This is a genomic window from Chryseolinea lacunae (assembly GCF_016735595.1).
Taxonomy (GTDB): Bacteria; Bacteroidota; Bacteroidia; order Cytophagales; family Cyclobacteriaceae; genus Chryseolinea; species Chryseolinea lacunae.
This window is the reverse complement of the sequence record NZ_JAERRB010000002.1, coordinates 271021-287882: the sequence shown is the minus strand read 5'-3', so window position 1 is coordinate 287882 and position 16862 is coordinate 271021. Positions and strand designations below refer to the sequence as shown.

Sequence of the window (16862 nt, the reverse complement as noted above, 5' to 3'; positions counted from 1 at the left end):
CGCCATGAAAATGAAATGGATGCTTTGGAGCGCGGCGCTTATGCTCGGCGCCGTGGCCGGTTATTTATACTGGTATTTTGTGGGGTGCACCAGCGGCACCTGCCCCATCACGTCGTCGCCCGTGAACAGCACCGCCTATGGTGCCCTGATGGGTGGCTTGCTGATGAATGTGTTTCGTACGTCGAAGAAAGATTAATCGTTTTCTTTTTTTTCTTGCTGTGTGACTTTCGTCACAGTCAACCTGAGTTCCCCTGCTCATCTTTACATAAAAAAAACACTGATATGAAAAAGAACATGGGAACTCTCGACCGCATTCTTCGCAGCGGCATCGCCGTTGTGTTGATTTTATTCTACGCCTTCGGCATCATTCACGGAACCGTGGGCCTTGTGCTGGTGGCACTTTCGTTCATCCTCATTCTCTCCAGCCTCGTGAGCGTCTGCCCGATGTACCTTCCATTTGGCCTGAGCACGATCCGGAAAAAAGCCGGGCACTGAAAAATGCTGTCGGTTTATTAAACACATGAATTCATGATTGAAACATTGAAGAAAATTTTCGGAATAGGTCCTTCGCCTGATTTTGCCACACTGGTGAAGCAGGGCGCCATCATACTCGATGTGCGCACCAAAGGCGAATATGCCGGTGGACACATCAGGGGTTCGCTGAATATTGCCGTGGACCAACTCGCGTCCAGTCTTGATCGGCTGCCCGACAAAACCAAACCCATCATCACGTGTTGTGCGTCGGGCATGCGCAGCGGCGTGGCCAAAAGTGTGTTGACCGCGAAGGGATATTCGAATGTATTCAATGGCGGAATCTGGGATCGTTTGCAGAATAAATTATGAGTGTGGTTGCGTGAATATTTTGAGGAAAAGAAGCATGTTTACAAAAAAGGCCTTAGGTCCCTTCTATTTTTTAAACAAGTGCTTCCACCACATTCACTTTCAATTCATGTCTCCATTCGCATCCCGTCTGTTCATCGCTCTCTTTGGTTTTGGTCTGCTTGCTGTTTCGTGTTCAAAAGATGATGACAACACGCCCGCTGTTGACGACGACCTTGCCGGCCCCATTTCAAGACCCGCTTCCGGCTATGGCGCCGACGGAACACATGACGTTGCCAAACTGAGTTTTGCCAGTCCGCGCTATGCCGGAAAGACAGTCGATATTTTTTATCCAAAGGATATCACCACACCGCGGCCAGTCATTTTCTATTCGCATCCCTATGGTGGCGAGGACAGCGACTACAACATCGGTTTGTTTGAGTTTATTGCGCGCAAAGGCTACGTGGTGGTGTTCGCACCCTACCCTACCACCGGCGTGAGCATCGACGAACGTTATGCCACGCTGTGGGAAAGTTTCAAACAGGCAGTCACCGACTACCCCAACCTTATCGACACAAAAAAAGTCGGCTTCATGGGACACTCCTTTGGAGGCGGTGCTTCGTTCGGTCTGGCCTACAAAGGATTCATCGATGAAGGCTGGGGCGAAGACGGACGTTTTCTGTTTGTGATGGCACAATGGTATTCCTTTCAGATCACCGACGATCAACTTCAAAAATTTCCAGCCAACACAAAACTCATCACGCAAGTCTACGACGACGATGTGACCAACGACCACCGCATGGCCATTGACCTGTTCAAGCACATCAACATTTCGAACGCGGAGAAGGATTTTATTCTTATTCGAAAAAGCGTTTTGCCAAACTACACCTATACCGCAGAACACAACCTGCCCAACACCCGCAGCGCCTACGACGCCTATGACTACTACGGCATCTATCGCCTGCTCGACGCGATGATCGACTACAGCTTCAACAACAACGCCGCCGCCAAAACCACGGCGCTGGGCAATGGCGCCGCCGAACAAATCACAATGCCATCCTACAACGGCCAGGCCTTGTCGCCGCTGGAAGTGACCGACAACCCAACGCCCCAGTATCCTCAAACCAAATATGACTTTAAATGCATCTCGGCCACGAACGAGCGCATCGCAAACTGTCAATAAGAATGTTGCGTGATGGTGAGCTGGTGTCTGCTTAATTTAAAAGCGAGCACTCACTCTGTCCGGATACATTTCACGGGATTTGTCAACGCGGCCTTGAAGGTCTGATAACTCACGGTGAGCAACGTGACGACCAGTGCCAACAGACCTGCGCCTGCAAAAATCAACCACGACATCTCCACGCGATAGTCGTATTGTTGCAGCCATTGGTTGGCAAAGTAGTAGGCCACGGGCATGCCCAACAACACCGACAACAACACCAGCCGCACAAAATCGCCGGAGAGCATGGCCCACACGTTGAGCACCGAAGCACCCAGCACTTTGCGGATTCCAATTTCTTTGGTGCGCTGGCTCGCAGCAAACGCTGCCAGGCCAAAGATGCCGATGCAGCTGATGAAGATGGCCAGCGTTGCAAATATTCCCGCCAGCGTGCCGATGCGTTCTTCGGCCACAAACATGTGTGCATAGTCGTCGTCCAGAAATTTATATTCGAACGGGGCCGCGCCATCAAACTTTTGGATGACCGCTTCCACTTTTTTTAATGCATCGCGAACCTGTGTTTGCGGATGCAGGCGAACCGTGACATAGGTCTTGAATGCGTAGTCGATATAATAGATATGGGGTGTTTGTTTCATGTAGGGCGTCCAGCGCACCTGGTCTTTGATGACGCCGATGATCTCGCGTTCGCGGCCATATCCGAAATTCATTTTCCTGCCAATCACATTTCCCGATATCAGCTTTGCGGCCATCTCGTTGATGATGACGCCCAGTGAATCGGAAGCACGCTCACGCGAAAAGTCACGGCCTTGCACAAACTGAAAACCATTTGTGGATGGAAAATCATGACTGCAACTGTTCATGGTAATTAACGGGCGCTCGGCCGGATCTTTTCCTTCCCAGGTGATGGATGCGTTGCCGCTCATGGCGCCGGTGATGGGAAAGTCGGAGGTGGCCATGTTGTTTACCACGCCCGTTGCCAGCAGCTCGCTACGAAGCGTGTTGTAGTCAGCCTTTGTGAGCGCGTCGGTTCGCAGGGCCACGTGGAAAATGCCTTCGCGGTCAAACCCCAACGGCCGCTCCTTTGCGTGGTTGATTTGCTGCAACACCACCAGCGTGCCGATGATGAGCACAATGGATGTTGTGAACTGAAAGATGACCATGGCCTTTCGCGGCAACGCGGCAAAACGACCAGCCTTGAACGCGCCTTTCAGAACAGAGACGGGTTTGAATGACGACAGATAAAACGCAGGATAACTTCCCGCCAGCATGCTCGTGAGAAAAATGAACACCAGACATGCCGTTGCAAAACCAAAATTCTTCCACGGAAGAACCATGCTTTTTCCGGCCAGCCCATTGAACCACGGCAACGACAGCACAACGATGATCAGGGCCAGCACAAAACCAACGGCCACAATGAGCCACGATTCGCTGAGGAATTGAAGCACCAACTGTTTGCGCAGCGACCCCATCACTTTGCGCACACCCACTTCTTTGGCGCGCTTCTCGCTCTGCGCCGTGCTCAGGTTCATAAAATTGATGCACGCCAGCAGCAACACAAAAATGCCGATGGTGCCAAACATCCAGACAAAACGAATGTTGCCGCCGGTGTCCATTCCACTCACAAAACCGGCGTAGAGATGCCACCTTTCCATGGGAAGCAAAAGGCCTTCGGGTTTCAGGGACTTGCCATCGTTGGAAGCGTGGTCGTAGAGCACGTTCTTTATCTTCGGGTCCAGGGTAGCAACCGATGCATTTTGTCTAAGCAATACAAAACATTGAAACGAATAGTCTTCCCAGTTACTCATCTGTTTTCGGTTCTGCTCGCTGGCTGCTGCGCGATAGGCCATTGGCACCAGGAACTTTATGGTGGCAAATTCTGAATTTGCGGGAAAGTCTTCGAACACGCCGCTCACCATCAACGGGTCGCGGTTGTCGAACATCAGGGTTTTGCCCACGGCATTTTCGCCGAACAAGGATGCCGCCAATGTCTTTGACAACAACATGGAGCGCACATCTTTCAACCCGGCGGCGCTGCCTTCCACCATGCGAATCGAAAACATGTCGGCAAACTGCGGCTCTACAAAAAGCCCGCTCTCCGACATTTTCTTCTCGTCCAGCGCAAGAACGTGTGGCCTGGGCCAGGAGGCAATGGTCACCTCTTCAAATTCGGCATAGGCGTTCTTCAAGGCCTCTCCCATTGGCGCGGGCACATCGTTGATGGTCATGTTCTGGTCGCCAAAGGTGACACGGTGATAGACCTGTGCGAGCCGGTCGTAGTTTTTGAACGAGTGGTTAAAACTCAGCTCGTCATAAACCCACAACAGAATGAGCATGGCAACGGCCATGCCCGCGGCAAGCCCGCTGATGTTGATGATGGAATAGCCTTTGTTCCTGACGAGGTTTCGCCAGGCGATGGTGAAGTAGTTTTTGAACATAGCGTGCTGTTAATTTCTTTACAAACACATTGACAACAATCCTGCAGGTAGAACCTGTTGAAATCAGGATGAAGACAACGGCCGAAAAGTTTCAAACACCGGTTTGGCGGCGAAGGCCTTCTATTGGAGCATCATTTTGGCCAGTCGTGCATCGAGGTTGTAGACGTCGTTGCGCACATTCAATCTGCCGTCGCGCCCCACAAAGGCCGTGAGGTAGGCCAGCAGCACAGGCACGGTTTTGTCGAGTGTCACATATTTTTCCTTGCCCGCGTTCATGGCCGCATCGATTTTTGCTTCTGTCCATTCGGGGTTGTTTCGGAGCAGGTACATCGCCAGCTTTTTGGGTTCGGCCAGGCGCACGCATCCGTGACTGAAGGCACGGTTGTCTTTGCCGAATAAACTTTTGGAAGGTGTGTCGTGCAGGTAGATGCTATAGCTGTTGGGGAAAAGAAATTTCACAAGGCCCAGCGAATTTCGCGGTCCCGGTTTTTGGCGCACGGTGTTCCCCACCTTTTCCATGTTGTGTTTGGCGAGGTAGTCGGGATCGGCTTCGATGCCTGGCATCACTTCGTTTTTCAGAATGCTGGCGGGCACGTTCCAGTAGGGACTGAAGACGATGTATTTGAGGTCGCCCGAAAAAATATTGGTTTGATGGATCGCCTGACCTGCCACCACGTTCATGTCCCACACCAACGAATCGGCATGATAGACATAGAGCTTGAACGACGGGATGTTCACCACCATATAGTCTCCATCCATGCTTTGCGGCACCCAGCGGCAACGCTCCATGTTGACCACAATTTTTTGAATGATCTCTGCCACGGGCACATTCAGGTCTTTCACCATGCCCGACCCTACAATACCATCGGGCGTGGCGCCGCGACTTTCCTGAAAAATTTTCACCGCGGCTTCGAGGTCGTCGGTGAAAAGCGTCGACGTGGTGTCGCCGGCATAATCGCCCGAAGCGAACAAGCGCTTCCGGAGTTCCACAACCACCATGGATGAGTCGCCCTTGTGATACGCTTTGCGGTCGAGCGTTATCGTCTTCCAACCACCCCGCGACTCGATGTCGTTATATTTCTTCAGGTACGATTTCAACAATGCATATTGACGGTAGACAGGCTCATGTGTCACAAAGGGTTTGGATGTTGGATTGAGCAACGAATCCATGAGTGCATCGAGGTCGAGTTTTTTTCTGGGGAGAAACCACTCCAGCTTCCGGGTTTCAGATTCGTCGATGCCATGCCACACGTGACGGGCAAAACTGAAGTATTGCGATGTGAGCATCAGCTCGGCTTCGGCGTTCATTGGTTCGCGACGCAGCAATGTGTCGCGATCGTCCATGAGGGCTTGAAAGTTTTGTGTGTAGGGCAGCGTTGCTTTGATGCCGTCCTGCTGGAGATTCTGAATCCGGTTGAATAGTGCGGAGGCCTGTTCAATCACACCGTTGCGATCATACCAGGCATAGGAATAGTTACGGGCGCGATAAAATTTTTCCAAGTCAGCCCCATACGACGCAAAGCCCGGATATTTTTTAACAAACGAACGAATGGCCGAACTGTCGAAGTGAACGGCCTTCTGGTCACTGAAATTGCCCGCCACAAGCTGGGCGTCCAGCATCTTTTTCTGACGGATAGAATCGGCACCGATCTGGTCCGAAACCTGCGCAGTCTGTCTACAGCCCCAGCAACACGCAACAAAAAAAAGCAACAAGAGGGGAAAGGTCTTCATGCGGAAAAATTACACAGAAAAAGCGCATGAATGATAACGTCCACGAAGAAACCAGGTTAAAAAACGACTGCAATCGATCACAGGGCGTCGTTGTCGCGGCTGTCGGCTGAATTGGCTAGGGCATTCACCGACCTGCCCTTCACATGTTGAGGCTCCTCACTCCCACCCTTACAAAACACCAACGTCAATACACCCCACCAATTTTTCGTGCATCGGTTTTTGGGTTGTTAAAGGGTGGCAATGCCGTTGGACGCGCGGTCAGCCCGGTGGTGTCGGTGAGTGTTTGGATGAAGGCCACCAATTGTTTTTTCTCCTTTTGGGTGAGTTGAAGCCTGTCGCGGGGAAGCGTTTGATTGCCGAGGTCAATGCCAAGGCCGGCACCGCCGCCGCGATTATAGAAGTCGATCACGTCTTCGAGTGTGACATACACCCCGTTGTGCATGTAGGGTGCGGTGAGCGCGGCGTTGCGAACGGTAGACGTTTTGAAAGCATGGGCGTGAAGGTCGCGGTTATAGGTGAGCTGCTTGCCGCGATCGCCATCCACAGTGGCGTGCATCGTGTCAGCCTTTGCGGGCACACCCAACACTTCCGATTCCGTTTCGAGATACAAGGGTGGCACCGTGCCGTTGAACAAGGGCATGAAATGACAGGTGCCGCACTTGGCTTTGCCCATGAACACATTGAAGCCGTCTACCTCCTGTTGAGAAAGCATGGACCGGTCTCCGCGCAGGTATTTGTCGAAGCGTGCATTGAGGCCCGTGAGTGAACGGATGTAGCTTGCCAATGCACTTTGAATCTGTGGCTTCGTGATGCTGTCCTGCCCGAACGCATTTTTGAACAAGGTCCGATAGGCTTCACTCTCCATCAGCTTCCGCGCCGACTCTTCCATGTGGCCGTGCATCTCGAGGGGATTCACAATCACATTGTTCACCTGATCTTCGATGAAGGTGACACGCTGATCCCAGAACTGTGACTTTTGAAAACCTGCGTTGATCAAGGTTGGCGCATTGCGGGCCACATCGCCTTTGAAATTGAACGCGACACTCTTTGCTTTGCCATCGGTGAATGCCTGCCCGGGGTTGTGACACGACGCGCATGCACGCGTGTTGCTCCCCGACAAAACCGGATCAAAGAAAAGCAACCGGCCCAACGCTGCCACGGCGGGTTTCAGGTCGCGGTTGTAGGTGGGCGCGAAGTGGTCGGTGTTGAATGCGCCCGGCTCAAAGAACGTTGACTTGTCGTGGTTCAGCGCCGTTAAAAAAGTATTGTTCGCTACCGACAAAGTCTGTTGGTAGGTGTGGAGCGCTTGCGACAACCGGTTCATGTGATCCAGAATAAACGCAGCACGGTTAAAGGCGTTGAAGTCGACGGGTTTGTCCAAGTAATCATAAGCCGACTGAAACGATCCGTGCCAATGGCTTTTGAGCGAATCATTTTTCAAACGATCGTCATACATCGAAACAATGGCCTCTACTCCTTCCAGCGACGACTTTGCTTCCGGTATGGAACGAAACGCCACCGGCGAATCGAAACCCGAAATGCCCATGGCCATGATGGTGAGCATCTCGATGCGCGCGGCTTCAAAAACATTGGCGTCGCTCAGGGTGTTCGCGCGAATGGTGTTCTGCAGATTGCGCACGATGACCTGGAGCACCCTGGCTTCATGCTGCACGGCAGCAGAGTTGAGCGAGTCGGCAAAAACTTTTTCTTCAAGCACCTGGAACCCGGTGGGCGCTATAATTTTGTCATCGTATTCTTCTGTGCGCAGCAAGGCCGGACCGTTGATGCGTGCATACTCTTCCGGAAAATAAAACAACGTGAGCGATTCGATGTGTTTGAAATGATGGCGGGCTGTGTAGAAACTTGCCTGCATGGTTTCGGCCGGGCTGTGACGTCCGGCTTTCGCCACAAGGCTGTCCAGCGCGCGTTGCAACGAATCGGTTTCACCAAGCCAATAGCGGTTCACGCGGGCCAACGGGTCGCCGGCGCCTTCGCGCGAAGTGGAAGTACAGGCCACGAAAATCAAAGCCATGGCGCTCAACACAAACGTAAATCGGATCTTCATCGGTATGCTAAATAAGAAACTGCCCGGAGCATGCCGGGCAGTCAGAAAAAAAATAAGGCAACTAAAAAACCGGAAGGAATTAGCGCGGCAGGCCGTGTAGCACAACGATCTGACTACCTTCCATAAAGTTCGCCGCCAAGGTTCCGCCGTCAGGATTTTTGAATTGGGGTGACTTCCACGAGTGAACCTGCACATTCAATGTGAACGTGTTGGGAATACCCAGGATGTCGGACACATCAAGCATGGCGCCGTATTCCCATCCGCCAACGTTGGCCACACCATAGATGGCTTCGGCGTTTGCATCGCCGCGGAAATGATTGAGCTCGAATACTTTTTTCAACGCGCCCGTCTTCAGGTTGTATTGATAGAGATAAGCATCATGATCGATGCCGCTATAGCCGTTGGGATCTTCCTGTATGTAGGCGTAGTTTTCGGTCACCAGAATGTTGTCGGGGTCCTGGAAGGCACCGGCTTTTCCTGCGCGGTCGTCGCCGTTCAGCACGAGGGTGAGTTTTCCTTTCAACGGGTCGGTGCCATCAAGCGCAAGCTTGTAGGTGCGACCGTATTTGGTGCGGTCGGCATTGCCATCCTGACCGGTCACGTTGAAATATACTTCACGCCCCACACCGTCTTTGCGATAGTCGATGTCTTCTACGCGGCCAAACGAAAGGGCCTTCAGGTCTGCACCGGCAATGTTGGTTTGTTCGCCCGTCAGTGCTTTGTGGTTTTCAACTTTCACAAACTCTACGTCAACACCGTTGTTTTCTGTCAAGTCCATTTCGCGGGGGTTCTTGTCAAGCGTGCGCATCACGTACACGCTACCGTTTTCCAGGTCGCCCACGGTCGAGGTCACATACATGGCGAGTTGTCCGCCATAGGTGCCCGAGTCGTCGTCGCCAATCAGGATCACCGTTTTGCCGGTGAAGGCAGTCTTAGGAAGGGGCACTGCGTTTTCGGCAGCCCACCGGCCCAGGCCGGGCAGAAACTTTGGTGTTGTTTTCACCTGGTCGGTCACCACCACAAACGGATCGAGTCCGTGAATTTGCGCGCTGGCGTTTTCGCTACAGGTTAGAAAAAGGGGACCAAAGCCGTGCTCTTCCTGCGTGGCCAGGGTGGCCGAGCACAGGCGTGCCACACCGCCGTCTGAATTCAAAATGTATTCGCCTTTCACCGGGCGGAATGTTTTGTCGAACGTGATTCTCGACACGGCAATGTTGTCTTCGTTGTTCACCACCATCACAAAACCATCGGCTGTCTTCAACACGCCAGCACCATCGGCCGCACCACCAAAAACAAACGCCGGTGATTCGGGAAGATAGTCGGCGCTGCCGATCAGTGAATAGGTTTCAACACTTTCGAACCCTGGAAATTTTTTGAGGAAGGTTGTGGTTGTGGAGTGATTGGCCAACACAACCTGGTTGGCATCTTCGCCATTGTTGCCCTGATCACCTTTATCTCCTTTGTCGCCCTTGGAGCCTTGCGGACCAAGATCGCCTTGAGGACCTTCGCAGGCAGTCATGGCCACAGACAACGCCAGCAACACACATGCTATTCGCGTACAGAATTTTTTCATCTTTTGGGGGTTAGATATCACCAAAATTAGGGCGCACCTTTTCCCTCGTCGCTAAATGAAAATTAAACGTCCGTTACGATTTGCGGGGGATTGTTATTGTGATGTTAACGGGTTAACATGGGTTGGCCGGGATCAAAAATCGCCCCCTGCATCAAATCACCTAGTCGATGTGCGCATATGAAGGATTATGTTGGCGGTTAGAATAGGATGGGCAAAATGTTCCTATTGAGCGTTGGTTGGGGGCCAACCTGGTGGTCACAGCAAAGGCGCCGCAAAATAAGGACATCGGTTAAAAAAATCTCCAATAAGCCTTATGGAATTGCATTTATACAGGCATCTTATGCTCGTATTTCCTAACCCGTTCCTATGAGACTAACGTTTTACCGACTTCTCTTTGTCCTCCTGGCAGTTTCCACCACAGCATCCGCTCAGGTCACGTCATACGACAACCTGTGGAGTGAGATTTACCGTGCCGAACTCAAAAGTCTTACCACCTCTGCACTATTGAAAGTGGACAGCCTTTACGCGAAAGCAAAACGCGAGAACAACATGACTCAAATCCCCCTCGCGTTGCTATACCAGTCCAAGTTCACGATGATACTGAAAGAAAATTCAGAGCTGGTCATTGTTGAGCGATTTGAAAAAGAAATCAGTAACAGCAAAGCCCCGCTCCGAAACATTCTGGAATCTTTTCTGGCCGAACTATACGAGAACTATTTCAACCAGCACCTGCACCACTATGTTTACGAAAAACGATCGCGGACTGCGGAAAACGTGAACCCCGCAGATTTCAGAACCTGGGATGAGGACGGCATGCATCGCGAAATTCGCCGTCACTACCAGAATTCGCTTCGCGATGCATCTGTTCTTCAAACCACGAAGCTCGAAAAAATAGAAGGCCTGCTCTTGCCTGCCGAAGACTCAAGACTCTACCGCCCTTTTCTCTATGACCTGCTCGCACACCGCGCGTTGGAGTATTACACAAAGCGAATAATTTCAACAAATTCTGACAACACCACACATCCCGCCAATCCGTTTGCGTGGGACGATCCAGCCCACTTCAGATTGTTCGCGATCCCATCGATTGCCGATACCGACAGTCTGTCCTTGCCAGCGCTGGCGATTAAAATCTATCACAATCTCCTTAACCTTCATCGGAATGCTTTCGACACGTCGGCGCTCGTGAATCTGGAGATGGAACGTTTGGATTTTCTGAAGAATGCATCCACGAACACCGACGTTCTCTATGAGAATCACAAAAATGCTTTACAAAAACTAAAAGACGCATTCATAACGCATCCCTCATCGGCGGCTGTTGCTTTCAAGATCGCCACAATGCTGAAGGACGAAACTGACAGACCCCGAGCTTTTCAAAATCTGTATTATGAATCACTCCGTCCCAAAAAACTGGCGGCGCTGGAACTTTGCCAATGGGCCATCGATCATTTTGCAGACAGCCCTGGAGGTAAAAACTGCGCCGAACTGAAAGAACACCTACTTGCCCAGAATCTGCAACTGAAGGCAGAAACGTTTATCCCTGCCGACACGTGGTCGAAGGTTTTTGTAGAATATGCCAACGTTGACCGGGTGTCGTTCTCTGTTGTGAGAATCTCAAAAGGTACGGAGCGTTCAATCTTCCAGCAGTCCGATTCTGTAGTCCGGTCTCTACTTGCAGGCATACCACCCGAGCACCGTTGGGTTAGCACACTGACGAATCCGCAAGACCTTCTTCTTCATAGTACAGAAGTGGTGATTCCGCGACTTGGCAAAGGAACGTATATGATCGTGGCCAAGGTCTATGATGCCACGGACTCTACTCTTGAATCTGTTCTTGCCTATAAGCGTATTTGTGTTACGAACTTAGTGCTTATACATTCCACATCGGAAAATGCCAATCGCTGCCAGGTTATTGACCGGATAAACGGGAAACCGATACGTGGCGCCACGGTTCGCTACACAAGACTGAAGGATGACCAACCACTGTACACTGCACAGCAAACAACAGACAAAGATGGCTTCATCGAACTAAAGGAGCGCAACGCCGGCCGTGTCAGATTCTCATTCACTGCATCCCTTAACGGAGACACGATTGTTGCAGAGAACTCGCGCTATTACCGCTATTTTGAAGATGAGGATGAGAGCGATAAAAAGGAAGAGGACGAGGACGAGGAAGTGACCGCAAACACCCAAATGTTTAGCGACCGTGCCATTTATCGTCCGGGGCAAAAAATTTATTTCAAAGGCATACTGCTTCAGCATAAGAACCAAAAGGCGTCAGTGATATCCGGGAAACATGTCCATGTGATTCTGGAAGATCCAAACGGTGTCGAGGTGAACGCCATTCGGTTGAAAACAAATTCGTTCGGATCGTTTAGCGGATCGTTTGTTCTTCCTTTGAGCGGCCTCACGGGCGCGTACAGCCTCTATGCAGATGAAGATGCCGAATCGGACTCCACATTTTTTGAAGATCTTGATAATTTCAACTACAATTCAGTGAGATTTTCGGTCGAGGAATACAAGCGTCCCACGTTTGAAGCGAAGTTTAATCCTGTGCGTGAAACCTTTGTCCTGAATGATTCCGTACACGTCAACGGCGTGGCAAAATCCTATAGCGGATCGGCACTGAAAGGCGCCGTAGTTAACTATCGTATCATACGGACCATAGCATTTTCGTATTGGTTATCGCTTGCGCGCCGATACCTTGAAGGCATGGACGCACAGGAAATTGCCTCCGGACAAATCACTACCGACGCCAAGGGAGAGTTTACGATTCCCTTTAAAGCCACTGCCGGCGACACGATTAACAAAGAAGGACGCCCTGTGTTTAGCTATTCCATCACCGCGGATGTGATCGACATCAACGGCGAGACCCGGAGCACCGAAACGACTGTAAACGTGGGCTATCATGTGCTGGACATGTCCGTAAAGATGGACCACACACTAGACCGGCGAGTTCCCAACGTCGTTCGCGTTGTCACCAAAAATTTGAACGAACAGTTCACCCCTGCCAAGGGCACGCTGGCCCTCTATAAACTTAAAACACCATCCCAACCCCAGCGTCATCGCCCATGGTCGGCGCCGGATCTGCCGATTCTCTCTGAAGAAGCTTTCGCTTCGTTTTTTCCCTACGAGAGTTATGATGAAAAAAACCGGACGCTTGTCGAGCAAAAAGGAGAACTTCTGGCGTTGCTGAACTTCGACACCCGAATTTCGAAGGATGTGATTGTGACCATGAACAAAACATGGCCGCTTGGCGAATATGTTGTGGAGCTAAAAGCCATTGACGCCGCCGGTTTGGAAGTGGTGACCCTACACCAATTTCAATTGCACGACCCCACAAGCAAGACCGTGCCCGACCAGAAGCCCCTGGTTTTGACATTCGACAAGAAGGCTTATGCTCCCGGCGAGGTCGCACACCTGAAGATCGGTTCGGCGTGTTCGGATCTGACGGTGACTGTTTTTATCGAGAAGCTGCAAAAAATTAACCGCATCACCATAGAACACCTCGCAGGCACGACGAAAGACATTGCCATTCCAATAACGGAAAACATGGGCAGGGAATTTTCGGTTACAGCCACCACATCCTATCAAAATTCGCTGCACACGTCAACGATCCACGCGTTGGTCGCGCTGCCGTCGCCCAACATAGAGATCGAAACGATCACGTTCAAAGACAAACTTCAGCCCGGCGCCAAAGAAACCTGGAGCTTTGAAGTGAAAGGCCCGAACGGAACACAGGTGGAAGCCGAAATGCTGGCCTCTATGTATGACGCGTCACTAGATCAATTTAACGTAAACCGGTGGTATTATGATTTTCTTCCGGACTACGCGCGCGATCACCGTAGCATTGACATTGATGGCGATGAAAGTTTCGACGTCGGCGATTTTAGTGTAACCACGGATGAACGGGACTACTATTCTAAACCGGCCGAACGCTATGATGACTTTTACTGGTTCGGTTTCAACTTCACCGGCATGCAGGACCAGAGTTCCTATCTGGACCGTATCTACCCGGTAGGGATGACGTTAAACAGCCCATCCATCATATCGCTGCAACGCGGGCAGTCGACACGAAAAGGATATGTGCAGGGAACGGTTGTGGACTCGAATGGACAACCCCTGCCCGGAGTGAACGTGACAATCAGCAACACGACCACGGGCGCCATCACCGATGCAAACGGACACTATGAAGTGAAAGGCGGTCGTGGTGATGTGATCCGTTTCACCTTTGTGGGCTATGCCCCAGCCGAAACCAAACTCGGACGCAAGACGACGGTGAATGTGACGCTGAAGGAAGCCTTGCTGGCCTTATCGGAAGTGGTTGTTACCGCGCGCGGCTCCTACGAGAAAAAAGCACTAACCCAATCCATCACCATGCTCTACCGTGCCGACTCCCGCGAATTGGAATTTTTTCTTGCAGGTGAAGCGGCAGGCGTTTCGATATCCTCATTCAACTTCACCCCCGGCGATTCGCCGTTGACACGCATGCGGGGTTCCCTCTATGTCGTTGACGGCGTCATTGTCGCGGCGCGCGAAATTGAAGGAGTTGCTATCGCAGACGTTCAGCTCCTGAAGGGAGAAGCCGCCACATCGCTATATGGCGCGCGGGCAGCAAATGGTGTAGTCGTTATCGTTACCCGTGCCGGACAGCAAAAGATAGACGAAGAGATGGCCAAGGTAAATGTCCGCAAGAATTTTGACGAAACCGCCTTCTTCTTTCCACACCTCACCACCGACGAGAACGGCAAAATTCGGTTTTCATTCACCACACCAGAAGCCCTCACACGATGGAAACTTCAGTTGCTGGCACACACGCGCAACCTGACGGCCACACTCCAAACCCTCCAGGTAGTCACCCAAAAAGAACTGATGATAACACCCAACTTTCCGCGTTTTCTACGAACCGGCGACGAGGTGGTGCTTTCAACAAAAATCGTGAACCTCACCAGTCAGGCGAAATCCGGGAAAGCAATCCTGCAACTCACCGATGCCGTTACCGGAAAATTGCTCGATGGTCCGTTCGGGAATGTGGTTCGCGCGTTGCCCTTCACGGTAGCTGCAAAAAGCACAACCGAGGTTTCGTGGCGATTGCATGTGCCCGGGCAAGTAGATGCTGTGCAATATAAAATCGTGGCCAAGGCCGGAAACTTCAGCGATGGCGAACAGAACATTCTACCCGTAATTCCCAACCGCATCCTGGTTACCGAATCATTGCCCATGCATGCGCAGTCGGGCGAAACAAAACATTTCGTCCTCGACAAACTCAGAAACACAACGTCATCCACACGTCAGCAACACCGGCTCACGCTTGAGGTGACATCAAACCCTGCGTGGTATGCTGTTCAAGCGTTGCCCTACCTCATGGAATTTCCGTATGAGTGTGCCGAGCAACTTTTCGCACGCTACTATGCCAATGCGCTGGCGAGTCACATCGCCAACAGCAATCCGAAAATAAAAGCTGTGTTTGAAAAGTGGTCTTCGTCGGGAGAGTTGGTGAGTGCGTTGGAGAAAAATCCAGAACTCAAGTCAATCGTTCTGGAGGAAACGCCTTGGGTTCGCAGCGCACAGAATGAAACCGAACAGAAAAAACGACTGGGCTCGTTGTTCGATCTCCATGCCTTAGGCGCCCGGCAAAGTGGTGTGCTGGACAAACTAAAAGATATGCAGTTGGCCAGTGGAGGCTTCCCGTGGTTCAATGGTGGCACACACGCAAACCGCTACATCACGCAACACATCGTTTCCGGCCTTGGCCATCTGAAACACCTCAACGTGCTCCCGCCAACAGGAACATCACAAGAAATACTGCAGGGTGCACTACGCTATCTCGACGCCGAAATGCTCGACGACTATCGACGTTTGTTGAAACGCGCACAAGCCAACAAATCGAAGGAAGCTGTTGCCATATTCATGGATCGTCAGCAGCCAGACGCATTGGCCATTCACTATTTGTACATGCGCAGTTTCTTTCCCGAGGTGAAGATGAACGATTCGCTTCAAGTCGCCACCGCCTATTACCGCGCTCAATCGGCCACCTATTGGTCAAGAACCAGTCTGCTTCTGAAGGGCATGACCGCCCTCATTCATTTCAGACAAGGAAACAAAACGCTGTCAAATGAAATCCTGGCGGCGCTTAAAGAGAACAGCCTGTCAAGCGATGCGCTGGGTATGTATTGGAAAGAAAATACCTCAAGCTGGTATTGGTATGAGTCGCCCATCGAAACACAGGCGCTCCTGATCGAAGCGTTTAGCGAAGTGCAGGGTGATGACGCTACACTCAACAACCTGCGCGTCTGGTTGATCAATCACAAGCAGGCACACCAGTGGGCCACCACCAAAGCCACAACGGAAGCCATATACGCGATTCTGCTGCAAGGTGCCGAGTGGCTTCCGGTCGAAGATCAACTTGAAACCACTGTGGGCACAAAAAAAATACAACCGGCCGCAAAGGAGCCAGAAGCCGGCACAGGCTATTTCTCCACTTCCTGGACGGGCGATGCTGTCGTCCCCGAACTTGGCGAAGTGACGCTCACGAAAAAAGGAAACGGCACCGCCTGGGCAAATTTGCACTGGCAGTATTGGGAAGATCTCGAAAAAATCATGTGGGCAGAATCGTCTCTAAAACTTTCTAAGAAGGTGTTTGCCGTAAGCCTTGGCGACAAGGGGGAACTGTTGACCGAAGTGAAGCCAAACACACCCGTGAATGTTGGCGATCTGCTGCGCGTCAGAATCGAGCTGCACACCGATCGCGACCTGGATTTTTTGCACATGAAAGACCTTCGCGCCTCGGGTGTCGAGCCGGTGGATGTTCATTCGGCCTACAAATACCAGAGTGGCATTGACTACTATCAGTCCACGAGAGACGCTTCCACAAACTTCTTCTTCGACAATCTCCCAAAAGGGGTTTACATCTTTGAGTACGATCTTCGTGTGAACAACAGAGGAAATTTTTCCAACGGCATAACCACCATACAAAGCATGTACGCGCCGGAGTTTGGCAGTCACAGCGACGGAACACGGATGACGGTGAAGTGAGGTCGATAGAATCCTTTTCTCCAAATG

9 protein-coding genes are annotated in these 16862 nt (G+C 51.5%); 5 read left to right on the top strand and 4 right to left on the bottom strand.

The genetic code is table 11. From position 1 onward, the window contains the following. Positions 1 to 4 precede the first annotated feature (4 nt). The 4 genes from JI741_RS06985 to JI741_RS06970 all read left to right on the top strand — a co-directional run bounded on the left by JI741_RS06985 (position 5) and on the right by JI741_RS06970 (position 2002). Positions 5 to 196, top strand: a complete 192-nt coding sequence (locus tag JI741_RS06985; RefSeq protein WP_202008328.1) for a DUF6132 family protein — start codon at positions 5 to 7, stop codon at positions 194 to 196. Positions 197 to 282: 86 nt separating this feature from the next. After that, positions 283 to 495, top strand: coding sequence for a YgaP family membrane protein (locus JI741_RS06980; RefSeq protein ID WP_202008327.1), 213 nt, complete (start codon positions 283 to 285; stop codon positions 493 to 495). A 33-nt stretch (positions 496 to 528) separates the two neighbouring features. Beyond that, positions 529 to 843, top strand: a complete 315-nt coding sequence (locus tag JI741_RS06975; RefSeq protein WP_202008326.1) for a rhodanese-like domain-containing protein — start codon at positions 529 to 531, stop codon at positions 841 to 843. Between the two features lie 106 nt (positions 844 to 949). After that, positions 950 to 2002, top strand: a complete 1053-nt coding sequence (locus JI741_RS06970) for an alpha/beta hydrolase (protein WP_202008325.1) — start codon at positions 950 to 952, stop codon at positions 2000 to 2002. A gap of 50 nt (positions 2003 to 2052) precedes the next feature. On the opposite strand, the gene JI741_RS06965 is transcribed toward JI741_RS06970, so the two are convergent. The 4 genes from JI741_RS06965 to JI741_RS06950 all read right to left on the bottom strand — a co-directional run bounded on the left by JI741_RS06965 (position 2053) and on the right by JI741_RS06950 (position 9803). Continuing rightward, positions 2053 to 4434 (bottom strand): ABC transporter permease, encoded by a 2382-nt coding sequence (locus JI741_RS06965; RefSeq protein ID WP_202008324.1) that lies wholly within the window; start codon positions 4432 to 4434, stop codon positions 2053 to 2055. Positions 4435 to 4554: 120 nt separating this feature from the next. Further along, a complete protein-coding gene (locus tag JI741_RS06960; RefSeq protein ID WP_202008323.1) occupies positions 4555 to 6165 on the bottom strand; it encodes a L,D-transpeptidase family protein in 1611 nt (536 codons plus the stop codon). A gap of 184 nt (positions 6166 to 6349) precedes the next feature. Further along, positions 6350 to 8230 (bottom strand): cytochrome c peroxidase, encoded by a 1881-nt coding sequence (locus tag JI741_RS06955; RefSeq protein ID WP_202008322.1) that lies wholly within the window; start codon positions 8228 to 8230, stop codon positions 6350 to 6352. Positions 8231 to 8309: 79 nt separating this feature from the next. Then, positions 8310 to 9803, bottom strand: a complete 1494-nt coding sequence (locus JI741_RS06950; RefSeq protein ID WP_202008321.1) for a PhoX family protein — start codon at positions 9801 to 9803, stop codon at positions 8310 to 8312. Between the two features lie 366 nt (positions 9804 to 10169). On the opposite strand from JI741_RS06950, the gene JI741_RS06945 reads away from it, so the two are divergent. After that, positions 10170 to 16835, top strand: coding sequence for an alpha-2-macroglobulin family protein (locus JI741_RS06945; protein ID WP_202008320.1), 6666 nt, complete (start codon positions 10170 to 10172; stop codon positions 16833 to 16835). Positions 16836 to 16862: the final 27 nt, after the last annotated feature.